Origin of the sequence: Pseudoalteromonas sp. CNC9-20 (assembly GCF_022347875.1) — a bacterium.
Taxonomy (GTDB): Bacteria; Pseudomonadota; Gammaproteobacteria; order Enterobacterales; family Alteromonadaceae; genus Pseudoalteromonas; species Pseudoalteromonas ruthenica.
Map to the genome: position 1 here is coordinate 446,617 of NZ_JAKRFS010000002.1, position 21,444 is coordinate 468,060.

23 protein-coding genes and 1 pseudogene are annotated in these 21,444 nt (G+C 42.5%); 23 read left to right on the forward strand and 1 reads right to left on the reverse strand.

Annotated elements, in window-relative coordinates:
- Nucleotide 1: 1 nt before the first annotated feature.
- From MHM89_RS05625 to MHM89_RS05740, 23 genes and pseudogenes are all read left to right on the forward strand, one after another.
- Nucleotides 2-4,036 carry an RHS repeat-associated core domain-containing protein gene (locus MHM89_RS05625; RefSeq protein WP_239408315.1) on the forward strand — a complete coding sequence of 1,345 codons (4,035 nt, stop codon included), beginning with the start codon at nucleotides 2-4 and terminating at the stop codon, nucleotides 4,034-4,036.
- 11 nt (nucleotides 4,037-4,047) lie between these two features.
- Entirely contained in the window at nucleotides 4,048-4,449 is a 402-nt protein-coding gene (locus tag MHM89_RS05630) for a VOC family protein (RefSeq protein WP_239384634.1), read from the forward strand.
- A gap of 454 nt (nucleotides 4,450-4,903) precedes the next feature.
- Nucleotides 4,904-6,121: an RHS repeat-associated core domain-containing protein gene (locus MHM89_RS18800; protein WP_343224215.1), complete on the forward strand. Its 1,218-nt coding sequence runs from the start codon at nucleotides 4,904-4,906 to the stop codon at nucleotides 6,119-6,121.
- 2 nt (nucleotides 6,122-6,123) lie between these two features.
- Complete coding sequence (locus MHM89_RS05645) at nucleotides 6,124-6,546, forward strand: hypothetical protein (protein WP_239408316.1); 423 nt, start codon at nucleotides 6,124-6,126, stop codon at nucleotides 6,544-6,546.
- Entirely contained in the window at nucleotides 6,546-6,965 is a 420-nt protein-coding gene (locus MHM89_RS05650) for a hypothetical protein (RefSeq protein ID WP_239408317.1), read from the forward strand. Before MHM89_RS05645 ends, MHM89_RS05650 begins: the two co-directional genes overlap by 1 nt.
- Nucleotides 6,966-7,034: 69 nt before the next feature.
- The gene (locus MHM89_RS05655; protein WP_239408318.1) at nucleotides 7,035-7,391 is read left to right on the forward strand and encodes a hypothetical protein; all 357 of its coding nucleotides are present in this window, start codon (nucleotides 7,035-7,037) and stop codon (nucleotides 7,389-7,391) included.
- Nucleotides 7,392-7,476: 85 nt separating this feature from the next.
- Nucleotides 7,477-7,728, forward strand: a pseudogene (locus MHM89_RS05660) (transposase); the annotation flags it as partial.
- A gap of 115 nt (nucleotides 7,729-7,843) precedes the next feature.
- Nucleotides 7,844-8,602, forward strand: coding sequence for a PoNe immunity protein domain-containing protein (locus MHM89_RS05665; protein WP_239408319.1), 759 nt, complete (start codon nucleotides 7,844-7,846; stop codon nucleotides 8,600-8,602).
- 10 nt (nucleotides 8,603-8,612) lie between these two features.
- Complete coding sequence (locus tag MHM89_RS05670) at nucleotides 8,613-9,734, forward strand: PoNe immunity protein domain-containing protein (RefSeq protein ID WP_239408320.1); 1,122 nt, start codon at nucleotides 8,613-8,615, stop codon at nucleotides 9,732-9,734.
- Between the two features lie 95 nt (nucleotides 9,735-9,829).
- The gene (locus MHM89_RS05675; RefSeq protein WP_239408321.1) at nucleotides 9,830-10,003 is read left to right on the forward strand and encodes a hypothetical protein; all 174 of its coding nucleotides are present in this window, start codon (nucleotides 9,830-9,832) and stop codon (nucleotides 10,001-10,003) included.
- A gap of 269 nt (nucleotides 10,004-10,272) precedes the next feature.
- Nucleotides 10,273-10,863 carry a hypothetical protein gene (locus MHM89_RS05680; RefSeq protein ID WP_343224216.1) on the forward strand — a complete coding sequence of 197 codons (591 nt, stop codon included), beginning with the start codon at nucleotides 10,273-10,275 and terminating at the stop codon, nucleotides 10,861-10,863.
- Complete coding sequence (locus MHM89_RS05685; RefSeq protein ID WP_239408323.1) at nucleotides 10,860-11,402, forward strand: hypothetical protein; 543 nt, start codon at nucleotides 10,860-10,862, stop codon at nucleotides 11,400-11,402. Before MHM89_RS05680 ends, MHM89_RS05685 begins: the two co-directional genes overlap by 4 nt.
- Nucleotides 11,403-11,710: 308 nt before the next feature.
- The gene (locus tag MHM89_RS05690; protein ID WP_239408324.1) at nucleotides 11,711-12,436 is read left to right on the forward strand and encodes a hypothetical protein; all 726 of its coding nucleotides are present in this window, start codon (nucleotides 11,711-11,713) and stop codon (nucleotides 12,434-12,436) included.
- Between the two features lie 245 nt (nucleotides 12,437-12,681).
- Complete coding sequence (locus MHM89_RS05695) at nucleotides 12,682-13,107, forward strand: hypothetical protein (RefSeq protein WP_239408325.1); 426 nt, start codon at nucleotides 12,682-12,684, stop codon at nucleotides 13,105-13,107.
- A gap of 86 nt (nucleotides 13,108-13,193) precedes the next feature.
- Nucleotides 13,194-13,964 (forward strand): ChaN family lipoprotein, encoded by a 771-nt coding sequence (locus tag MHM89_RS05700; RefSeq protein WP_239408326.1) that lies wholly within the window; start codon nucleotides 13,194-13,196, stop codon nucleotides 13,962-13,964.
- A complete protein-coding gene (locus MHM89_RS05705; RefSeq protein WP_239408327.1) occupies nucleotides 13,961-14,551 on the forward strand; it encodes a hypothetical protein in 591 nt (196 codons plus the stop codon). Before MHM89_RS05700 ends, MHM89_RS05705 begins: the two co-directional genes overlap by 4 nt.
- 175 nt (nucleotides 14,552-14,726) lie before the next feature.
- A complete protein-coding gene (locus tag MHM89_RS05710) occupies nucleotides 14,727-15,317 on the forward strand; it encodes a hypothetical protein (protein WP_152441604.1) in 591 nt (196 codons plus the stop codon).
- 240 nt (nucleotides 15,318-15,557) lie between these two features.
- Complete coding sequence (locus MHM89_RS05715) at nucleotides 15,558-16,145, forward strand: hypothetical protein (protein WP_239408328.1); 588 nt, start codon at nucleotides 15,558-15,560, stop codon at nucleotides 16,143-16,145.
- 207 nt (nucleotides 16,146-16,352) lie between these two features.
- Nucleotides 16,353-16,937: a hypothetical protein gene (locus MHM89_RS05720; protein ID WP_239408329.1), complete on the forward strand. Its 585-nt coding sequence runs from the start codon at nucleotides 16,353-16,355 to the stop codon at nucleotides 16,935-16,937.
- A 10-nt stretch (nucleotides 16,938-16,947) separates the two neighbouring features.
- On the forward strand, nucleotides 16,948-17,541 hold the full coding sequence (locus MHM89_RS05725; RefSeq protein WP_239408330.1) for a hypothetical protein: 594 nt from the start codon (nucleotides 16,948-16,950) through the stop codon (nucleotides 17,539-17,541).
- A gap of 400 nt (nucleotides 17,542-17,941) precedes the next feature.
- Nucleotides 17,942-18,562, forward strand: a complete 621-nt coding sequence (locus tag MHM89_RS05730; protein ID WP_022944450.1) for a hypothetical protein — start codon at nucleotides 17,942-17,944, stop codon at nucleotides 18,560-18,562.
- A 149-nt stretch (nucleotides 18,563-18,711) separates the two neighbouring features.
- On the forward strand, nucleotides 18,712-19,542 hold the full coding sequence (locus MHM89_RS05735) for an Imm49 family immunity protein (RefSeq protein ID WP_151174078.1): 831 nt from the start codon (nucleotides 18,712-18,714) through the stop codon (nucleotides 19,540-19,542).
- A gap of 155 nt (nucleotides 19,543-19,697) precedes the next feature.
- Nucleotides 19,698-20,030: a carboxypeptidase-like regulatory domain-containing protein gene (locus tag MHM89_RS05740; RefSeq protein WP_022944452.1), complete on the forward strand. Its 333-nt coding sequence runs from the start codon at nucleotides 19,698-19,700 to the stop codon at nucleotides 20,028-20,030.
- A gap of 24 nt (nucleotides 20,031-20,054) precedes the next feature.
- Here the strand turns inward: MHM89_RS05740 and MHM89_RS05745 are convergent, their stop codons facing one another.
- A complete protein-coding gene (locus MHM89_RS05745) occupies nucleotides 20,055-21,431 on the reverse strand; it encodes an aldehyde dehydrogenase family protein (RefSeq protein ID WP_239408331.1) in 1,377 nt (458 codons plus the stop codon).
- Nucleotides 21,432-21,444 lie beyond the last annotated feature (13 nt).

Sequence of the window (21,444 nt, forward strand, 5' to 3'; positions counted from 1 at the left end):
TATGGATATTCGTTCAATTGCCTTTCGCTCAAAACGCGGCTCAGTGTTAATTACCCTTGCCAATGATAAAGCCCCTGGTGGCTACGATCCGGTGGCGATAGACACCCCAGATGCGGCAGGCGCCCAAGTCAATCTATTGGCCGAAGATCTGGTCGGCGATATTCATAAACGAATTCAATGTGTGCATATGCTGCGCGCTGCGGGCGTGCATTCAGTTAACACCGCCACCGCGCGGGAAGTCGCCCATGGCCTAAGCTCGGCGTTAGCATCAGGCTCCTTACTTTGTTATAACCAAAAACCTAAACGCAGCATTCAAGTTAGCGACAATACCAACTCGGCCAGTGCCAGTGGCGGCGCCAAAGCACAAAAAGATAAAAAGTCCCAACCCAGCGTGGTCAAAAAAGGCGGTCAATCCGAGGGCAACCCTAACAAAGCCCAAGTCAATGACACGGCCACTGAGCAAAGTGTAGATGAACAAGAGTGCCGCTCTGATCCTATCTCCATGCTCAGCGGTGAAGAAATTCTTCCGTTGGTCGATTTTACCCTTAACGCCCCCATGCCTTTAAAGTGGCAACGCCTATACCGTTCCAGTAAAAGCGATACCAATGTGGGCTTGGGTTTTGGCTGGCGCCATCATTTTGCTCTTAGCATTTTTGAGCGCTACGAAGCGCCACCGAAAGTCGGCCCGAAAACACCCGGGCGCTACTGGCTAGAACTCGTAGATGAGCAAGGCCGCATACACGAGTTTGAGAAAGTAAAACCAGGGCAAACCAGTTATCAGCTTAGCTCACAACTTGCTTTACACTACCAAAACGATGGCAAGCAAACCTTAGTACGCCCTGATGACAGCCATTACACGTTTTTTGCTGGTTCCAAGGCCTGGTTACTCGAGAAAATAACCGATGCCAAGGGGCAAACACTCAGCTTTTTCTACGATGCCAACGAACGCCTAAGCCGTATTGCTATTAATGATAAGCGCGGTGTAGTACTGCAATATAACGGCGATGATTTATTAACCAAGGTTGCCGCTTATCACATGGATGACAAAGATAAACGTCACATCCATGAGCCGCTGCTTGCTTGTTACCAATACAATGACGCGAAACAACTGGTGGCAGTGACCGATAGCCAGGGCAATATCGAGCGTTACAGCTACCGTGGCGATAATGTTATCAGCAAGCGTACCCGCGCCAGTGGCTTTAGCCACCACTTTGAGTGGCAAGGTGCAGGCGTTGATGCAAAATGTATTCGCCAGTACGGTGATAACAACACCTACAAATACAGCTTTGAATACCCACGAGAAGGAGTGAGTAAAAGTACCGATAGTCGCGGTAATACCGAAACCTTTGTTCACAACAGCGACGGTAAGCTGATTGAATACACCGACGCGCGGGGCCATAGCTGGCGATACCGCTATGATGCCTTTGGCAATCGTACTCACACCCAGCATCCTGATGGCAGCGAAGAGCGCAGCGAATACAATGATCGTGGCCAAAAAGTGGCCCACTACGATGCTCAAGGCAATAAAACCACCTTTGCTTACAACCAACTGGGACAGCATGTACTGACTCGCTATGCCGATGGCGGCGAACTCAAGCGCGCGTTTACTGCCATGGGTCTGCTGCAATCGCAAACTCTGCCCGATGGCCGCACCAGCCACTATCAATACAATGATAATAATCAATTGACTACAGTGGTGCATGGCAATGGCCGCAGTGAACAGTTTAGCTGGAGTGCTCAAGGCGAGCTCTTAGCACATCAACAAGGTGATGTCCTAACGCGCTTTAGTTACGACGAACTAGGCCGTATTAATGCAACTCTAACCAACACCGGTCTACTAACCCAATTCGAGCGCAATGCCGCCGGCCAACTCAGCGCCAAAGTCATGCGCCAAGAAGGCGACGAGCACGCGGCGATTCGTATTGAGTACCATTACGATGCTGCTGGTCGCTTAACGGCGACCACCAATGGCAATGGCGAGCAAACCAGCGCAGATTACGCTGGGTTAGCGCAGCCCGAACAAGTGCGTTTTGCCGATGGCAGCCACTTGCGCTACCGCTATGATAAAGAGCGCAACCTGATCGGTATTACCCGCAGTGATGGTGCAGAATACCGCATTGATTACGACGCCAATGAAAACCCAATTCGCACCACGGGCTTTGACGGTCGCGTGCAGCGCTTTGAGTTTGATGCTCATAACCGTGTGGTCGCACTCAACGATGCCGACGAGCGCTTTATTAAATTAAAACGAAACGCGCTTGGCCAAGTGATAGAGCAACAGGCTGCCCATCCTAATGCCAAAGACAGCACCCTGTGTAACCTGTCCAACTATTTTAGTTATGACAGTCAAGGACGCCTGCAACGCGCCCACAACGGTGCCACCACTCTGACACAAGGGTTCGACCAAGCCGGTAAACTACTGGTAGCGACCCAGGGCCAACATACCCTTAACTACAGTTATGATGCCTTTGGCCGACGCAGCGCCTTAACTTTAGCCGACGGCCAAATTCTTAATTATCATTATGACGCCCAAGGCCAACTGGCGCGCATCGATCTCAATGGGCACACCCATGTTGAGCTCAGCCATCGACATGGTCAACTCAGTGAAATTCACTACGCCAATAAAATCACCACCAAACAAGAGTTTGATTGTTTTGGCCGTCTTTGCGAGCAGGAGTTATCGCATCCAGAAAATGCGCTCTATGCCAAACAAAGTTACCAATACGATGGCAACAATCAACTTATAGCCAGTCAGCGCGAGAGCTCAAACAGCGAGCTAAGTAGCGATAAGCAATATCAGTACAACGCCATCAATCAGCTTATTGAGGTCAACGGCGACCAATCGGCGCGCTACCACTGGGACAGCTTTGGTAACCCGGAGCAAGCGACCGCATCGGATGAACCAGCACTGCGTCCAGTTGATAAAGAGCACACTTCCCCTGCCCTTAATAACAGCGGCGAGGATGTCTTTACGGGCACAGCCTGTATTGATGACCGCCTATACCACCTTGGCCAGGACGAGTTTGACTATGATGCCTGTGGTAACCAGGTGCATGTGCTTGGCAAAGGGCAGCGCCAACGCTTGGAATACAACGCCTTAAACCAGCTCGCAAGCTTTTATCATAACGATCAGCTGACTCGTTATGAATATGACCCACTCGGTCGACGCTGCGCAAAACTGACCGAGCAAGGGCGCATTGACTATATTTGGGATGGTAACCAACTGCTTGGCGAGTGCCAAAACGGCCAGTATACCTGGTATGTATCACTGCCAGGAGAATATCAGCCATTGCTGCTAATCAACGACAGTGGTGTGTACTATTACCATTTAGACCAACTCGATACTCCGCAGTTTGTGACCAACGCCCACGCCGAAGTGGTGTGGCAAAATAATACCGATGCCTTTGGTTACAGTGAACAAATCGAGCTCAGCCCAGAGCATATTACCCAGCCCCTGCGTTTTCAGGGCCAGTACTTTGATGAAGAAAGCGGCTTGCACTACAATCGCTACCGCTACTACAGCCCCAAACAACAGCGCTTTATTAACCAAGACCCGATTGGCTTGGTCGGTGGTATCAACCACTACCAATATGCACCCAACCCCATTAACTGGGTGGATCCACTGGGATTGAGTTGTAAGGAAAAATATATAGTACTTGGTGAAGGGCAACATGCAGTTGAAATTTATGCTGACTTAATGAGGAGTAAGTTCCCTGACCTTGAATTTAGAACGATTGGAAATGATTGGAAGTCTATAGTAAGGAAGTCTGGTGCTAGTCGAGAAAGTTTTGGTTCTAAGGAGTGGGAGAAAAAAGCTGTCAATGGAAATATACAATGGATTAAGGATATGCATGAAGAGGGCTATGTATTTATAGATATTGGTAATGACTCCTTACCTAATCGTAGCTCTTTTTATATTGCTGAGAAAGAAACACTTAGAGAGGTTGATGCTAAAGTACTTAAAGGGAGCAAACGAAATATAACCCTTGCAAGAAGTAAAGCTAAACCAAGTCAACGACCTCCATCAAAGTTATAGTAGGAATGATAATGGAAAACAACTGCATTTTATTACCTGTTAGTGATTTAGAAAAGGCTGATTATTATTATGAAAAAATTTTAGGCTTCAAAATTTTAGAGGACTATTACAAGACCCCGGAAGGTTTTGGGGATAGTCCTTTGTTTTTACTGGCTCAAAACTTTAAAGGTGAAAATGTCTTGCAAAACGATAGACCTAAGTTGTTTCGTTTACATTACACCGGAGACATCTTGCAATTATGCAAGTTATACACAGAAAAAAATGTCGATATCTTGACATTTTCTGAGTATCCAGGTGGATATTATATGTTAATACAAGATCCATTTAACAATAAGTTTGAAATATTAGCTGACTTTTTGAAAAAGGAACAAACAATAGATCCATCAAAATGGTCATTTTTTAATAGAATTTGAACTTTTAAGCGACTCCACTATGGCGAAAAATTCAACATCAACACTAAAAAACACACATAACATTATAATTAAAAATGAATATTAATTTACAAAACCATGTTTATAACCCCCCCTTAAAATCACCCACAGAATTCGGTTGATAATTGCATCACTCATGATTAAAGGGTTGTAGACGTTCAATTGTCTGTTGGTGGTATTCTACCGTCGCCAAACATAGAGAGTATGACCATGAGTTACAAGCAGTTGCTTGAAGCGCAACTACACCATATCGAAGCCTATTTGCACGAGGGCTTTAGCTACAGGGGACGTTGACAAACGTTAGCCACGGTACCATCAACCTTGAAGTTATAAATGTGGCAACCAACTGCTTGGCGAGTGCCAAAACGGCCAGTATACCTGGTATGTATCACTGCCAGGAGAGTATCAGCCATTACTGCTAATCAACGACAGTGGTGTGTATTATTACCATTTAGACCAACTCGATACCCCGCAGTTTGTGACCAACGCCCATGCCGAGGTGGTGTGGCAAAATAATACCGATGCCTTTGGTTACAGTGAGCAAATAGAGCTCAGCCCAGAACACATTACCCAACCCCTGCGTTTTCAGGGCCAGTACTTTGATGCAGAAAGCGGCTTGCACTACAACCGCTACCGCTACTACAGCCCCAAACAGCAGCGTTTTATTAACCAAGACCCAATTGGCTTGGTTGGCGGTATTAACCACTACCAATATGCACCCAACCCCATTAACTGGGTGGACCCACTGGGATTGAGTTGTAAGGAGGGGCAAAAGAAACATGTATTCGCAGGCCACGGCTCTATAGACCCTACCAGACCGTCCACCGTTCCAGCAGGAACAACTTTGACAGTCTATTCAATGGACGGAGCCACTATCACCGATGACTTAGGCAGCAAAATTGAAGAAGGGTTAGTTTCTAGCGATGTTTTCAAGGTTGTATTTTCTGAGGGCGATACCATACCCGGCTACACGCTACATCCAAACTGTGGAAGCTTAAATATTTCTCCAAATTCAATTCAAGTTTCAGATGAAAAGCATATCTCTGAATTACTATCCGAGAATATGGGAGATTGTCATTGGGCAGCATGCACATATATAGCAGGACACAAAAATTCAAATGTAATCCATGATGAAGAAGGTATTTTTAAAGAAGAGAATGGCCAGTATTCACAGTTAAAAGACGGCAATTGGCAAAGTTTAGAGGATGAAGGTACTAACGATAGCACTAGAAACCCTAAAAAGATTTCTGATAATTTAAGAAGTACTGTGCCTGCAAGCGTGCCTAAAGCTAAAAAGAAACGCAAAAAATCATTACGTCTGAAGTACCTAGGTCGCACGCCGGGTAAAAAATCAAAAACAGGCAAAGAAGTGATTAATAGAATGAAAGCGGAGGGTAAAATAAGATCCTCTTTTAAAGGTACTGAATTTCAAGCGAGTGATGGTGAATGGTATCCTTTATCAGAAGCTGATATGGCGCATGAGCCAATGGATGCGGTAAAATACTGGAATACGACCGGACGTAAACATGGTCCAAAATCTAAACAAGTTCGAAAATGGATGTTGGATTCAAATAATTATACTCTAGATCATTACAGCTTAAATCGCTCCGCTGGAGCTAAACTGAAAGAACGTTATGAAGCACCTTTAGGATAGATATGAAAAACTTACCTGTAAATTTGAGAGATAAAATCGATGCACTATATATCTCTGCCTATGAAGCATTAGAAAAAAAAGATTTTACTACGGCGAAAGAGCAAGCAGAAAAAGCATGGGAGTTATTACCTGAGCCTAAATTCGACTGGGACGTAACTCTCAGCTTTGTTTCTGGAATTTGTGAGATGTATAAGGAGTTAGAGCTTTATAAAGAAGCTCATGTAATTTTGGATGAGCTTTTTGAATTTGGGAATCTAAAGTCATACCAAGATGGACCTATATTCTTAAAGGGAGCCATTTATTTTGAGCAAGGTGAACTAGAGCTAGCAAAAGTGTGGTTTGATAAAGCGAATACAATATCTAAAGGGCGTTGCTTTGTTAGTCAGCCGAAGAAGTATAAAACTTTCTATAGTGAGTATAAATAATGGATATTCATGATCAAATAGAGCAGTATTGCGAACAAGGTAATGACTTGTTCGATGAAGATGATTTTTTAGGTGCTATAGCCATTTGGCAAAAAGCGCTTGATTTAATCGTTGATCCTAATGAAGATTGGAATGAAGTGCTGTGGCTAAAGGTTTCGATTGGTGATAGTTTTTACATGATTGATGAATATGAAAAGTCTTTAGACTCTTTATTGGACGCCTTAAATTACCCTGAAGCAAATGAAAACGCATTTATACATTTTAGGGTCGGACAATGCCAATATCAATTAGGTAATATAGAAAGTAGTCAGAACTCGCTGTTAAAGGCTTATATGCTTGCTGGTAAGGAAATTTTTGATGAACATGAAGAGGAAGGAAAATTTTATTATGACTTTTTGTCTTCGAAAATAAAACTATAGCTAGGTATCATGTTTATTTTATCTTAATTGCCTCAGATTACTTGAAGCTTATTTTACAAGGAGTTGTGAGTGATTTCACGAAACCCTAATGACCGAAAGGTTAACCTAGATTTGATGAACAACGAGTTCAAATCAAACTCAGATAAAGAAATTTTTTTAAAGTGGTTTCTTAGCGCACTCGAGAAAGCTGAAATTGTTAATAAAAGACGCCATATAGCTATTTGTCCTATATGTGATGAAGAAAATTTTTTATTACTAGAAGAAAAGAAAGTGATAGCCAAATATGAATATAGAATACCAAACGGGGAAACAAATTTAATTGTAGATTCATCTATTCTACATTTGGTATCTGTACATGCTTTAGTACCCGACGATTTGGTTATTTCAGCTTTAGAGAAAATATATTGCAAGTCCCCTATAAGCTAGTTTTTATTGTGGAGCCTTCATCATGACTGGCTTAACCTTTCGTGATATTGCTTAATTTACACTCAAAAACAATCCGAGTAAGGCCAATCACATTGAGCTGATGTATATCCAACCAGGTAGGCCACAGCAAAATGGCTTTGTTGAGCGCTTTAACGGTTCATTCAGCAGAGAGTATCTCGATGCTTACTTGTTTGAGAATCTCAGCCAAGTGCGTGATATGGCTTGGTTCTGGCGATTGGATTATAACGAAGAACGACCCTATGAAAGGCACGGAAATCTGCCGCCGGCAGCTTACCGAGCAAAACTGGAAAATTCTAATTTAGAGCTGTGCCATTAATAGGGAAGTGGACAGCGGTAAAAAGCTCCTCATTAAAAACAAAGAAGACGGGACCTTAACTGTTCAAAAACCAGACAGGAATGCAAAAGTCAAAACTTAACTTAAGAGATTAGAAATGACGAGAGACAAGGTAAAAAGTAAAGATTATTATGACGATCGGATAGCTTTTAAGAAAGAATGCATCGAAGAAGACATAGAAGAGCTCAAATATGACCATAGCAACCCAACCAGGGTTAAGATGAAGGGTGCTTTTAGGCTAGTCAGTGACTCTATGTATCTATTACATCAAAAATACTCACGTGGCGATGACTTACCCTCGTTAAAGCCAGTTCTCTTAAATTTAATCGAGTATCGCCAGTGGCAAAAGGATTTTGCAGACGCTTTACCTGAAGGAGAAGAGACTGAACGCATACAATGGGAGGAAATTCGCGAAGACTATTTAGAAGACTTCTTGAAGTGGCTCAGTTTTGCTTATTGTTTAAATATGGGGAAAGATTATTACTTGAGAATGTTAGCTTTAATAGCTAATCAAGGTCTCGACTCATTATTAGATAAAATAGCCGTTAAGATGGGGGATATTGAACGAGACATCTCTGAGGAGTTACTATTTAAAAAGCGCTTTAGTAAACTTTACGATGTTATCGAAAGCCAGCCTGAGCAACGCCCTGAATTATTAGCTGCATATCTAGATGCATGGTATGAGTTAGAAGGGTGTCCTGATTATCATTTGATGAATACTGATGCATATATCGGCTATTGGTGTTGGGAGGCAGCTTTAGTTGTCAAGCTCTATGACATTGATGACAGTAGTTTTATCAATCATGAATACTACCCTAAAGATTTAGTTCATTGGCAAGATAACTCAAATAAGTAGAGAATAGACGATGCGAGATACTCGAAAGGATAAAGCTTATTTTGAAGGACTAGTTATTGATTTCGAAGAGGCATTGACTGAAACTCAAGAAGCGCTAGACGCTGGAAATTTCTCTACACCTAGTAGTCGAGTGGATATTTCTTTACGGTTATTTCAGTTATCAATTATGCGTGCTGTAGCACATTATTCTTATGGAACACCTTTAGAGATACTTAAGCAACTTGTATTAGAGATACTGCCATACCGCAAACAGGTCACCTTTTACGCGGATAAGTTACCTGCGGTTCACCAAGTATATCGTTATGCGTTCGAACAATTAGGCGACGTTGGAGAAGCATGCGGCTCTTATAATATCAATCGATATATTTATACGCTATGGTGGCTCTCTTTACTAAACGCATGCGATATAGAAAAGTCGCATATATTAGATGCATTGAAAACAATCGGGGAACAAGGGAAAGATAAGTTACTCGATTGCATTGCTATTGAACTAGGCGATAAAAATAGGCCTATGTCTCAAAGCTTGTATTACCCTGAAGTATATCAAAATCTAAGTGATGCTTTTAGTTCCGATAAAAATAAGCAGGTCACATTACTCAATAAGTTTATTGAAAACTGGTATGAAAAGCTGGAAGTTGCGGATTGGCACGGGAACCATGAATGTTCTTTGGAGTTTGAATATACGGATTATTATACAGGGTACTGGAGTTTTGAGCATGCTCTAGTAGCTGATTTACTAAAAATCCCGAAGCACAAGCTAAACCAACACCCAATGGTCGCTTTTGATTTAATTAAGAACGGTACGCTTTTACATAAAGCTGAAGATGCTTTCAAACTAGAAAGCTTACCAGATTTAAACAATCTAAACCTTCATGATATTGCTGAATTCACACTAAACAACAACCCTAATACAATATTTAAGAAAAGGTGGCAGGATAATTATGTTCACTGTGCGATGGGGTTGTGGCAAGAGATTCGAAAGTGCTACACCGAAGATAAAAAGTGTAATTTCAGCCCACAAGAGCTGCTGTTTGCAATAAATTATGAATATGCTGTACAACCATATCGCGATTCAAGTCGCGAATCTTTGGCATTTTTTAAATGGTGTTTTGAGAACTTAAAAACCACCTAGAGTATTCAGTTCACTCTATCAAGCTCGATATTGGCTCTACTGCCGATAGCGTCAATAAGTCGAGTTATCATCGTGCGTTGGTTTCGGAGCACAGTATGCATTTTAGTTATGATGAAACTAAGGTTGTTATCAGCGACTATCACAGTGAAGAGCTTGGAACGCTAATCCAAGAGTATTCGGTGACATTCACCCAAGGTGATAACAAGCAATACTGGCTTTGCAATGACAAAAGTAAAAGTACGCTGCCAGCGATTGAGGATTTTGATTAAACAATGACTAAAAGACCACAGAAAGTACCACCCTAAACTCACTTCAGGAAGGTATAAGTAAGTGATAATTCTATAAGGAAGTAACATGGACAAAATAAACAAGGATGTAGATTACAAAAAAATGGCAGGGAGTGCTCGTTTGGTGATGCTCGGCGAATCAAGCCATAATCCCGCAATCTATAATCTATAAGTATGAAGCCATCAAAGCCCTACGACAGCTAAAAGCTGCAGGTTTTACTCACTTTGCAATAGAAATGCTCCCCCGCTCCATGCAAGAGAAAGTAGAGTTTTATCAACGTACTGGTAAAGGGTTTGGTGAAATACAAAAGTACTTTGATGATAATTGGGCTTGGGGATATACAGTACCTGCTGCTTACGGTGAGCTAGTCAAATCAGCTCGTGATATAGGCCTTAAGCTCGTTGCTCTTGACTTAACTTTAGCTGAAATGGACAGCATTGACTCATCATGTCCTTCTAAGCTCGCGGAAGAAGAAGAGTGCTTCGATAGCCATACTCGGAGAAATCTAGTTTGGGTTGAGAACATAGTTAAAATTCTGAATCAAAAGAAGAAAAACCGCGTAATCGCGTTTATGCATCGATGGCATGCGCTGAGAGGTACTTCTTATCAAGAGGGCCTCGACACCCTAGTCGTAACCGAGGGGATATCAAAGGTAAGATATATAGATTTTGTTGGTGGAATAGCATGTTATTCAAAGCGCAGTTGCGAGGGCTTTTCAGACGAGCAAGGAAGCTTAAAAAACGAATATTTCTACAGAGAAAACGTTTCGCTTGAAACAGCAATCAAAACCTATCAAGTGCACTTGCCTGAGAAGAGCTTAATGCTTGAGAGAACAAAGTGATGAAATATTTAACTTTTATAGCCCTTGTGCTCAACTCTCACTCTTACGCTGGTACTTTATTCCCAAATCACGACATTAACGACCCGAGCTTACCTAAAGCCACCGTTATGTTGCAATGCAAAAAAAGTCTGATGTATGCGCCTAGACAGCTAGAGGCTTGGTGCGAAAAGGCGTATGAACTGGGTTACTGGAGGGCTCTAGAGTTTATCGGTTTGCATACAGGAGATGGTAGCCGTTATATCGCCGAAGTAAAAAAGCGCGCAGAAAAAGGCTCTTTAGATGGAGTATTAGCACTTGCCTATGCTTATAAGTCAGGGAGATTTATTGACAGAGACGTCAAAAAGTCTATCGCGCTTTTTAAACAGTACTTAAATGAATACAACTATTTAGAAACGGAGAGTTTGACTGTGGGTAAAACGCATGAGCAGCTTTACCTCCTATACAAGGAGTTAGGGAATGCTGAGAAGGCTGCTGAACACAAGCTCTCCCTTGATAAAAGTAAGTATGCAGAAGTGAAGAAAGCCATGCTTAAAAAATAGCTTGATGACATTGGGAATTCACTAGACAAGTATAAGCTGTAAAAACCTAGACTTGTACTTACAATCACACAGTTTAGAGTCGGTGATAGTCAGCTTAGATATGGGTTCTCCCCCTGCACCATGGTACACCAAGCTGAACGGTAATAAGCTATATTAGTGCAACCTATCATTCAGCTTTTTGAGGTAAACGGCGACCAATCAGCGCGCTAACACAAGGACAGTTTTGGCAACCTAGAACAAGCTACCTCATCGAATGAATCAGCGCTGCGCTCAGTTGAACATGTCCGCAAATTATTTCAGAGTACAAAATGATTAAAAATACCGCTCTATTTATATGCATTAGCATCTCAAGTGTCGCATGTGCAAACGTAGATAAAAAAACTATAGCTCCAACATTTGGTTCAGAAAATAAAACAGATGGATACTTCTTAGAAAAGCTGGCTCTAGACAAGCCTGAGCAATTTAAAGAGCTATCAAATAAAAAATGGTTTTATTCTTACGAAGTTACGTCAGAGAGTAAGAAGACCCTTGAAATTAATAGCTGCAAAAAGCTATCTGAAGCATTAGAGAAAGGTTATAGCTCATCAAATTACAGAGAGCAGAAAGCATTAATTGCCACCAATAAAATATGCACTACTTGGTCTCATATGGGTGAGTTGAAACCCTCTAAAAAGAGCTTTATAGGAGCACTTAAACATAGCTTGAATTTACCAAATAAAATGCCTCCAGAGTTGTCTTTAGTTATTTCAAATGATGATAAACGCCGCTTAGAAAATGCGAGTAGCTGGGAAGAGATGGGCCAGATTAAAAATATAGAGCCGGTCAACGATGAGCAGGCTGTTTATTATGACAAAGATGGCGGAATTCAAAGGTTGACCATAATGGCGTATGGCGATTATAACGAGGACGGTGTTGAAGATGTTGTTCTTCACATGGCAAATGCAGTTGAGCGTGGAAGTTACTCATCCTCATATAGCTACGTCATAACACGGCTAACCGCCGACTCAAAATATAGCCTTATTAAAAAGTTTTAACATTAGCTTAAATTTTAAAGCAGCATGTTAAACCCAAAGCTACTACATCAATGAATATAATTTTTTGATGTAGGGCCTTGGCCCCACTAGCTGTTAAAATTGCTTTCTTTGATAGTTGCAGAAGTAGAAGGTGTAAAGTATAGATTTTTACTTGCCAAATACATTGATGAGCTACTTAATATGGTTATATTAAAGGATACAGTTACGGAGTATGCTACTCGGGACGATAAAAAGCTAAGAAATAAATGGTTGTAAAAATGGGGAGTGCTAGCTGTTTGTTATTCGCAGCTTCAAGCTATGCTGCAGCAAGTGATGTACAAGTTATCTTTGATTGCCGCGCTGACAATCCAACCCCAATTTATGTCGTTGCGAGCAAGGTAGATGACACCTATGCACTCACCCATTTTGAGCACCCAAAATTAAAGTTCGATATTGGGTCTACTGCTGATAGTGTTAATAAGTCGAGTTATCACCGTGCGTTGGTTTCGGAGCACAGTATGCATTTTAGTTACGATGAAAGTAAGGTTGTTATCAGCGACTATCACAGTGAAGAGCTTGGAAAGCTAACCCAAGAGTACTCGGTGACATTCACCCAAGGTGATAACAAGCAATACTGGCTTTGCAATGACAAAAGTAAAAGTACGCTGCCAGCGATTGAGGATTTTGATTAAACAATGACTAAAAGACCACAGAAAGTGCCAACCTTAAATTTACCTCAGGAAGGCATAAGTAAGTGATAACTATATAAGGAAATAGCATGAATAAAATAAACAAGGATGTAAATTATAGAAAAATGTCGGGGAGCGCTCGCCTGATCTTACTCGCAGAATCGAGCCATAACCCTGTAATATATAAGCATGAAGCTATTAAAGCTCTCCGACAGCTAAAAGCTGCTGGCTTTACTCACTTTGCAATGGAAATGCTCCCCCGCTCTATGCAAGAGAAGATATTGCAATATCAGCAGACAGGTAAAGGCTTTAAAGAAATTCAAAAATATTTTGATAAAAATTGGGCTTGGGGATATTTAGTCCCAAAAGCGTACGGAGAATTAGCAAAAGCCGCTCAAGACATCGGCTTGAAGATAGTCGCTTTAGATATTTCACAAGAAATGATGGCTAAGTTTGATAAAGAGTGCGTTTACAAAGAGTATGAAAATGGCAAATGTCTTAGTACCCACACCCGTAGAAACAAGATATGGGCGGACAATATCACTGCCATTTTAAATCAGTCTAAGTCAAATCGTCTAATTGCTTTCATGCACCGTTGGCATGCCGTGCAAGCTTCCGAGTATGAACCAGGTTTGGATACTCTGATGCAGGAAAGAGGGGTAAACAATATTAGGCTTATAGACTATATAGGCGGTATTAGTTGCCTATCTCAAAGACACTGTGAAGGTGAATCTACAGAGGTAGAAACTCTTAAACAACAATATTTTTATCGCGAAGGCTTCCCTCACAAACATTTCGTAAAAGCATTTCAAGTACATGTCCCAGAAAGGAAAATAGATTCAGATGGGAAAGTACAATGATGAATGTAAAACTAATATTTCTCGCTATCTGTATCGGCCTAGCTTTTCCGTCATATAGCAAACCTTTGTCAAATCAATTATGGCCAGCTCTTGATATAGAAGACCCGCAACTAACCAGAAATACCGTAATGCGGCAATGCCAAAGAAGTCTAAAGTATGCACCTAAGGAGCTTGAAGCATGGTGCGAAAAGGCTTATAAAATGGGAGCTTGGGAAGCTTTACTTTATATTGGTTACCACACAGGAGATGGCTCTCGCTATGTGAACGAAGTAAAACGCCGTGCTGCAAAAAAAGAACACATAGCTATTCGTAAACTCGCTTGGCTTAACTATAATGGCGTATTTATAGAGACAAATTTAGCGGAAGCAGCGCGGTTGTATAATATCTTTCTAGCACAAGAGAGCGACTCCTCTGCATTTATGCTGAGGTCTATTCACTATAACCTAGCAAAAATCTATACCACTTTTGAAGATTGGCCACGTGTTATTGAGCATGCACAGTATGTAATTGATCAGAATGCGGGAGATGGCTCTGATGCCCTTGCTAAAGACTTAAAGGCAAAAGCGCTAAGTAAGTTAAGTAATTAGCCAAGGAGTACGAGTATCATAACCAAAGGAGCCTGGCAGCATAACGACTAAGCGGTTGAGATGCGATACATTGGCTAGCGTTTTTAAACTTAAGGTTTTTTCAATAGCAATGCCATTAACTCTCACCCACCTTTCATACTCTTAGATTAGAGGTTTCACTAGAAGGAGCTTCATTATGGTGAAGGCTTTATTTTTAACCCTAACACTATTACCAGCCACCTTAAGCGCAGCAGGGCCACGCTGGGATCACTCTATCAAGATTGACGATCCTAAGCTCACCGCCGAGGTGGCCGCACGGCAATGCCATAAAAGTTTGATCAACGCCCCAGAGCTTTTAGAAGATTGGTGCGAAAAAGCCTATGAGATGGGTTACTGGAGCGCTCTTCAGCTTATCGGCTTGCATACTGGAGATGGTAGCCGCTATATCGCGGAAGCGAGAAAACATGCTGCACAAGGCTCTCCTGGAGGCATTATCGCGCTTGCTTATGCCTATAAATTAGGACGTTTTATTGATAGAGATCTCCAAAAATCTATTGTGTTGTTTAAACGATATTTAAATGAATACGGTGATGTCGAGAGTGAGAAAATGAGAGTGGGTAGCACCCATGAGGAGCTGCTTGCTATTTATAAAGAGCTCGGAAATTCGGAAAAAGTCGCTGAGCATAAGCGTTATCTTGAGCAAAGCAAATACGCTGAAGCTAAAAAAGCCATGTTTAAAAGGCAGCTTGAAGACGCCGGTATTTCTTTGGGCAAGCAAAACCAGTAGTCGTGTCAATAGAGCAAGAAAGCTGCCTTTACTCACGTAAGCTGTATTTTCATTACTAATATTGCCTCAAGTAATTTCCAATAACATTTATCATAAAAACGCGTGGTCGACTTCCGTGTGATTATAGAAAGCATAATTGGCTTGTCGATGAAATAGGTTCAGGCGTATAGATTATAATGACGGCTTAGCTTGCTTTAGCAAAAGCTATTGTGAAGGACAATCGGATGAAGGAGCTCAACCATGATAAAGGCAATAGCGATGCTGTTAGCATTAATATCTAGCACTTTAATCGCTGCGGGCCCTCGCTGGGATCACTCTATTAAGATTGACGACCCCAAGCTTACCGTCAAAGAAGCTGCGCAGCAGTGCCACAAAAGTTTGATAAATGCACCAGAACTCTTAGAAGCATGGTGTGAAAAAGCCTATGAGATGGGTTACTGGTCTGCTCTGGTACCTATAAGTTTGCATACAGGTGACGGTACTAGGCTGGTAGCAAAGGCCAATGAAAGACTAAAAAATAAAGAGCCAAAAGCATACACAGTGTTGGCTTGGCTCTATGGCTCAGGGCAGTTTGTAGAGGAAGATATTGAACGCGCAATATCTTTAAATAGAGAGCTGCTAAATCTAGCTCATGCCGGAGTTACACCAGCAATAAGAACCTCTGCCCATAAAGAGTTAGCCGATTTATATCAGCTACAGGAAAATTGGCCTGCGGTAATCAAACACGCTAGCTACGTCAAAAAGCACAGCCGCTTTAAGTTTGATATTGATGCTGCTCAAAGACAAATAGCCAAAGCGCAAAAACATACCCAACCAAGCACTCAATGACAATGTAATTTATCGCAGTACTTACTCATACTTAGGTAGTATCCTCGCTTGATTTTTGTAAACAAGAGTCAAGCGAATCACTCCATATTTATTCATAACCGAACAGTATGTTGGAGGCTCAAAGAAATAAGTGGACAGGAAAAGCGTAAGATATAAGTTGTACACTTTATCGTTATCTATTGGTTACTAAGACAATAAGGCTTTCACATGGTAGTAAACGCTCCTTGGGTAACAGTACCCTTGCTCTTTATTTCGTGTTTAGCGCAAGCAAATTGGCAAGAACCTGACGCCAATGACCCAACACTCACAGCCGACAAACTCATGAGACTATGCGATAAAAGCTTTTATTACCGTCCTGACAGGGTGCTTTTTTGGTGTGAAAAAGCAGCCGAGGCTGGATTTGCACAGGCACTGCTTAATATTGGTTACCACACCAAAGATGGTTCGCGTTACATTGAAGAGTTAAATAAGCGTATTAAGGCAGGTGACTCCGTTGCCCTACTTTCACTCGCTTGGCTTTATGAAAGTGGTACGTTTGTTCGGCGCGACGAGAGTCGCTCCTTAGCTCTTTATAATGATTACCTAGAAGGTATTGATCCTTCACAGCCATGGTATGGGCAGACTCATCTGGATTTAGCCAAAATATATCAAAAACAAAACAATTGGCCTCTCACTCTAAAACACGCAAGTGTTGCGGCCAAGTATATAAACGATAGTAACAAACGAGAGTATGCAGCCTCTATTATTGAAGCAGCTAAAGCTAAAATACGCAGTCAAAAAGATACCAACTAAGGCCTGTAGAATGTCACCTTCACTAGTTCTCTTTATTATTTTGTTCGCGTTATATACGCATATAGCTATGGCAGCGGGCCCTCGCTGGGATCACTCTATTAAGATTGACGACCCCAAGCTCACCGTCGAAGTGGCCGCACAGCAGTGCCACAAAAGTTTGATAAATGCACCAGAGCTTTTAGAAGCATGGTGTGAAAAAGCCTATGAGATGGGTTACTGGTCGGCTTTGGTACCTATAAGTTTGCATACAGGTGACGGTACTAGGCTGGTAGCAGAGGCCAAAGAAAGGCTAAAAAATAAAGAACCTGGCGCTTATACTACGTTGGCTTGGCTTTATGGGTCAGGCCAATTTGTGAAAAAGGATATCGCTAAAGCAATAGCACTTCGTGAGGAGTTACTGGTCTTAGATAAAAGTTTTACCCCTAATCAAATTGCCTTGAACCATATGAAGTTGGCAGATTTATATATACAAGATAGAAACTGGAAGAAAGTAGCTATCCACGCTGAACATGTTCTAAAGCATACCCAATCAAACTTTCAGAAAAAGTATGCTAAGAGACAGCTGGAATCTGCTGAGCGGCATTTGTCCTCAAACGAGCTCTAACTTTTTATGAAGCACTTTCCCCTGCTAGTGTGGCGTGATAAACGCTTAGCTAGCAGGATACACTTAGTTTAACAGCTAAAATAATACGCATTTCATTATTTCAGGCGCTAAATTAAGCATTCACAAAGAGATAACCTAAACACGACTTATCACTGAGCGTTTATATAGTAGTCACCCAAATAGTAAATCTATAAGTCTGCTCTATCGTCATAAGTATATAGCTTGTATTTGCCCGTGCACTCAGAGCCAAACCTTACATTACCTCACCCATTATTTGCGCTAGATCAAAGTCTTTGCTGAGCAAAGTCTTCAGCGGGTCTGGACCTGATATAGATCAAATTTTTACTGGTCGTATTTGCTAAAGTTTGACCAATACATATAAGAACTCCAAGGACAGATAATGGCGCACTCAGACTTTCATACCCCAGTTGAACCTATGCCGCAGGCTACCGTAACTCCTATTGGCCAAAGTAGTGGCGAGCCTTCCCTGAGTGAGCAACTGCACCTTTACAAGCAACTGCTACAAGAAAAAGAGCGGCAAATTAAGCAGCTAGAACAAGCTCATGCCCCTTTAGTTCAGCAGATAAACCAAGCGGAATCATTAAATAAAAAAGCCCTTGCGCATATGGATAAAATGGCAGAGCAGATGCAGCAAGTGCAAATGCAGGCCAAACGCGATGTGCAAATTGAAATGGCCGAGCTTGAACAGCAACTCGAGGAAGCGAGCACCAGTAAGCATGTAATGAAGCATCATTGCCGTGACTTACAAGAGCGCAACAAAGAATTACATGAATTACTTAAAGCGTCGAACAGTCAAGTTGATGAACTACAAAGCCGATTAGATAGCCAAAGTATTGATGTAAAAAACCTGCGTGAAGAAAAAGTAAAACTGAGCATGCAAGTTATTGAACAAAGTGAACAGCTTAAACGCTGCGAACGGCAATTAAACGAGGCACTGCACGGTTATTACTCGGGTGTAATGAATAAGAATAAAAAACTCAGTAAAAACTTACCAAGATAGCTAACACGCCCCCGATAAAGGCTCTTGCGGTCATTACCTACTTGATGGCTAAAAGAGCCTTTGCTATTTAAAGTACAGTTGCGCTACTGCGATGGTGTTGTTTACAATAGTGGCTTAAGGATAAGTTCACCCCCGAACAAGGATATGTCATGCTAAACATTGAGCGCCCTACTACAATTTCTGAAATTGACGAGAAGATAAACACCAGCCGCAAAAAGTACCAAGACACCCTTAACTTCGTGCATGTGCAGCGCGATAACCTGATGTGGCTCGCTAATCACGCGCTCACTTTAGCGCAGTATCTTTCATATGAGCAAAGCCCAGAGCACAACGCAGAGGCGAAACAAGCCATTGCTCACTGTGCGCAGGCCTATGCATTATTATTTAGCCTCGCGAACGACCCTGAACGTGTTGTGGAGCTAGAATTTAACGGTGAACAGCACGACACCCAGTACAACGGCGTCGGCCTAGTTGAACAAGGCCGGATCAATGCACAGAATTGGCAAGAAGCCGTCTTTTGTGCGCTCACAGTACGCGACCACGATGCCCTTTCCTCACTGTTAGCGTTTGATTTGTCTCACCTAAGAGAAAGCCGTGCCGTGTGCCCGGAGGTTGAGCTTATGTTGGCCGAGCTGCTGCAAAAAGTGTTGTTGGGAGAAGAGGTCTCGCAACCAGAAATCATCGCTCTGAGCCAGCAAATTGCCGCCGACACTAACCCGCTAGTGCAACATTGCACCAATGCAAAATTAAGCCTGATTAATAATGCCTTGATCAGTAAAGCAACTGATCTAGATGAGACCTTCCTAGGTGCATTAAATCATTATTGGCAATACCAAGGTCAGCACCTTTACGCCGACCATGCCCACACTAACTTCTACATGCCTATTGAGCTTTTAGGCACAGCCTGTTTAGTGCAAGACCAAGGCCGCAGTGTAGATATTGATACCGATTTTATGCCACGTTTTTATATTGTTAGTTAGCGTATATTTTTTTGGATTTATCTCAACTGCGTTGACTATATCGCTGTGAGTAAGCTACAGTGCGCAGCTGTATCTAAAATTAAACCATTAACGAAGAGATCCCTGAAAGTTCGTACGAACCTACTAGGAAGTGAAGCCACAGTTAAGGAAAATCCATGAAAAAGCTATCTGTCCTTGCCCTGAGTTTAATGCTTGCAGCGTGTCAAAATACCCAAGCGCCAGCACCTGCTGAGCCACAGACTAATACCGAGCCAAAAGAGCAAGTCGTTGAGGTAGTCAAGCCTGAGATCACGCAGTTAACCGTGAATACCACCCCTTCGGATTCACGCGTAAGAATTATGAATATTCGTCCGAAATACCACGATGGGATAGAGCTGCAACCTGGTGAATATGAGGTTGAAGTGAGTAAACCCGGCTACGAAACCTTCCGCGAATGGGTCATGGTAGAGAATAACACCGTGATTGATATCGAAATTAAACAGCTATAAATATGCTTAGGAGGGGTAACCCTCCTATTTTTTTAAGTAAAGCCAAGTCACTATTTTTAATAACCAAGGCGAGCGATGTAACAACAACTTCGCTCGCGGCCACCAATGGGGTGTTTTGAGAACCGAGCGCGCATGGGAAAAAGTATAAAACCCCTCAATACCATGATACTGGCCAAATCCCGATGCTCCTACCCCACCGAAAGGTAAATCAGTTGCGCTGACTTGCATGAGGGTGTCATTCACCGCCAACGTACCACTTTGTACTTGCGCACTCACTTTTTGCCAATGGGCCCGCTTGGTCGCGAACAAATACAATGCCAATGGTTTGGGCTGCACTTTTAACGCTGCACAGGCGTCTTCAATATGCTCATAAGTTTGGATAGGCAGTAACGGCCCAAAGATCTCCTCTTGGCAAACACGCATGCTATCATCGACATTTAAAAGCAGGGTTAACACATGTTGATCCCCCCCATTGATGAGCTCCAATGCCTTGGCTCCTTTGCTGAGGGCATCCTCTTTTAACGCCCTTAAGCGATTAGCCTGAGCCTGATTAATCACCTTCGTTGGGAGATGGCCTAACTGCGCCACCTCGGCTTTGATGTAAGTGATAAAAGAATCTAATTGTGAGGTATGTAAAAGGACAAAATCTGGAGCTACGCATATCTGCCCAGCATTAGTCGATTTACCAAAGGCAATCTGAGTTGCCGCATGATTGACCTGCGCACAAGGCAACATCACCGCCGGCGACTTACCACCGAGCTCTAGGGTTACCGGTGTGAGATTCTCAGCAGCGCTGCGCATTACCTTTTTGCCGATTTGACCGGAGCCAGTAAACACGAGGTGATCCCAAGGCTTAGCGCTAAACTCAGCCCCTACTTGTGCATCTCCTTCAATGAATGCCACATAGCGCTTCAACTCAGAGCTAAGCAATGTTTTTAATACTTGATTCACAGCAGGGGTATATTCGCTCAATTTCACCACCACTCGATTACCCGCTGCGAGGGCAAAAGCAAGGGGCGATAACGCCAAATTCACTGGATAATTCCAAGGCGATACAACGCCCACCACGCCTTTGGCCTCATAATGTACGTGTAATGACGAGGGAAAGTGCGCAAAACCACCCTGGCGCTTTTCCGGTTTAGCCCATTTAGCGAGGTTTTTACGGCAGTAGTCCAATGCCTCTATCGTAGGAAGAATGTCGCTCACCAAGGTGTCAAAGCGCTCGCGATAGCCAAAATCTTCGCTGGCTGCTGCAATCAATGGCTCTTGTGCATCAAGTAGTGCATGCTTGAGCGCTAATAGCGCCTGCTTGCGTTGTACAAGACTCATTATTGGCTCTTGTTCATGGGCTTGTTTAAACTGCGAAAACACCTTATCAAGCACACACAACTGCTCGCTCACTAGAATATCCCTG

Excerpts from the sequence above, each read along its gene's own strand:
- MHM89_RS05695 (WP_239408325.1), top strand. The coding sequence starts at position 12,682 with ATGGTTGTAAAAATGGGGAGTGCTAGCTGTTTGTTATTCGCAGCTTCA.
- MHM89_RS05730 (WP_022944450.1), top strand. The coding sequence starts at position 17,942 with ATGGCGCACTCAGACTTTCATACCCCAGTTGAACCTATGCCGCAGGCT.
- MHM89_RS05645 (WP_239408316.1), top strand. The coding sequence starts at position 6,124 with ATGAAAAACTTACCTGTAAATTTGAGAGATAAAATCGATGCACTATAT.
- MHM89_RS05680 (WP_343224216.1), top strand. The coding sequence starts at position 10,273 with ATGCAAGAGAAAGTAGAGTTTTATCAACGTACTGGTAAAGGGTTTGGT.
- MHM89_RS05690 (WP_239408324.1), top strand. The coding sequence starts at position 11,711 with ATGATTAAAAATACCGCTCTATTTATATGCATTAGCATCTCAAGTGTC.
- MHM89_RS05740 (WP_022944452.1), top strand. The coding sequence starts at position 19,698 with ATGAAAAAGCTATCTGTCCTTGCCCTGAGTTTAATGCTTGCAGCGTGT.
- MHM89_RS05710 (WP_152441604.1), top strand. The coding sequence starts at position 14,727 with ATGGTGAAGGCTTTATTTTTAACCCTAACACTATTACCAGCCACCTTA.
- MHM89_RS05735 (WP_151174078.1), top strand. The coding sequence starts at position 18,712 with ATGCTAAACATTGAGCGCCCTACTACAATTTCTGAAATTGACGAGAAG.
- MHM89_RS05625 (WP_239408315.1), top strand. The coding sequence starts at position 2 with ATGGATATTCGTTCAATTGCCTTTCGCTCAAAACGCGGCTCAGTGTTA.
- MHM89_RS05650 (WP_239408317.1), top strand. The coding sequence starts at position 6,546 with ATGGATATTCATGATCAAATAGAGCAGTATTGCGAACAAGGTAATGAC.
- MHM89_RS05715 (WP_239408328.1), top strand. The coding sequence starts at position 15,558 with ATGATAAAGGCAATAGCGATGCTGTTAGCATTAATATCTAGCACTTTA.
- MHM89_RS05705 (WP_239408327.1), top strand. The coding sequence starts at position 13,961 with ATGATGAATGTAAAACTAATATTTCTCGCTATCTGTATCGGCCTAGCT.
- MHM89_RS05670 (WP_239408320.1), top strand. The coding sequence starts at position 8,613 with ATGCGAGATACTCGAAAGGATAAAGCTTATTTTGAAGGACTAGTTATT.
- MHM89_RS05700 (WP_239408326.1), top strand. The coding sequence starts at position 13,194 with ATGAATAAAATAAACAAGGATGTAAATTATAGAAAAATGTCGGGGAGC.
- MHM89_RS05720 (WP_239408329.1), top strand. The coding sequence starts at position 16,353 with ATGGTAGTAAACGCTCCTTGGGTAACAGTACCCTTGCTCTTTATTTCG.
- MHM89_RS05630 (WP_239384634.1), top strand. The coding sequence starts at position 4,048 with ATGGAAAACAACTGCATTTTATTACCTGTTAGTGATTTAGAAAAGGCT.
- MHM89_RS05725 (WP_239408330.1), top strand. The coding sequence starts at position 16,948 with ATGTCACCTTCACTAGTTCTCTTTATTATTTTGTTCGCGTTATATACG.
- MHM89_RS05665 (WP_239408319.1), top strand. The coding sequence starts at position 7,844 with ATGACGAGAGACAAGGTAAAAAGTAAAGATTATTATGACGATCGGATA.
- MHM89_RS05675 (WP_239408321.1), top strand. The coding sequence starts at position 9,830 with ATGCATTTTAGTTATGATGAAACTAAGGTTGTTATCAGCGACTATCAC.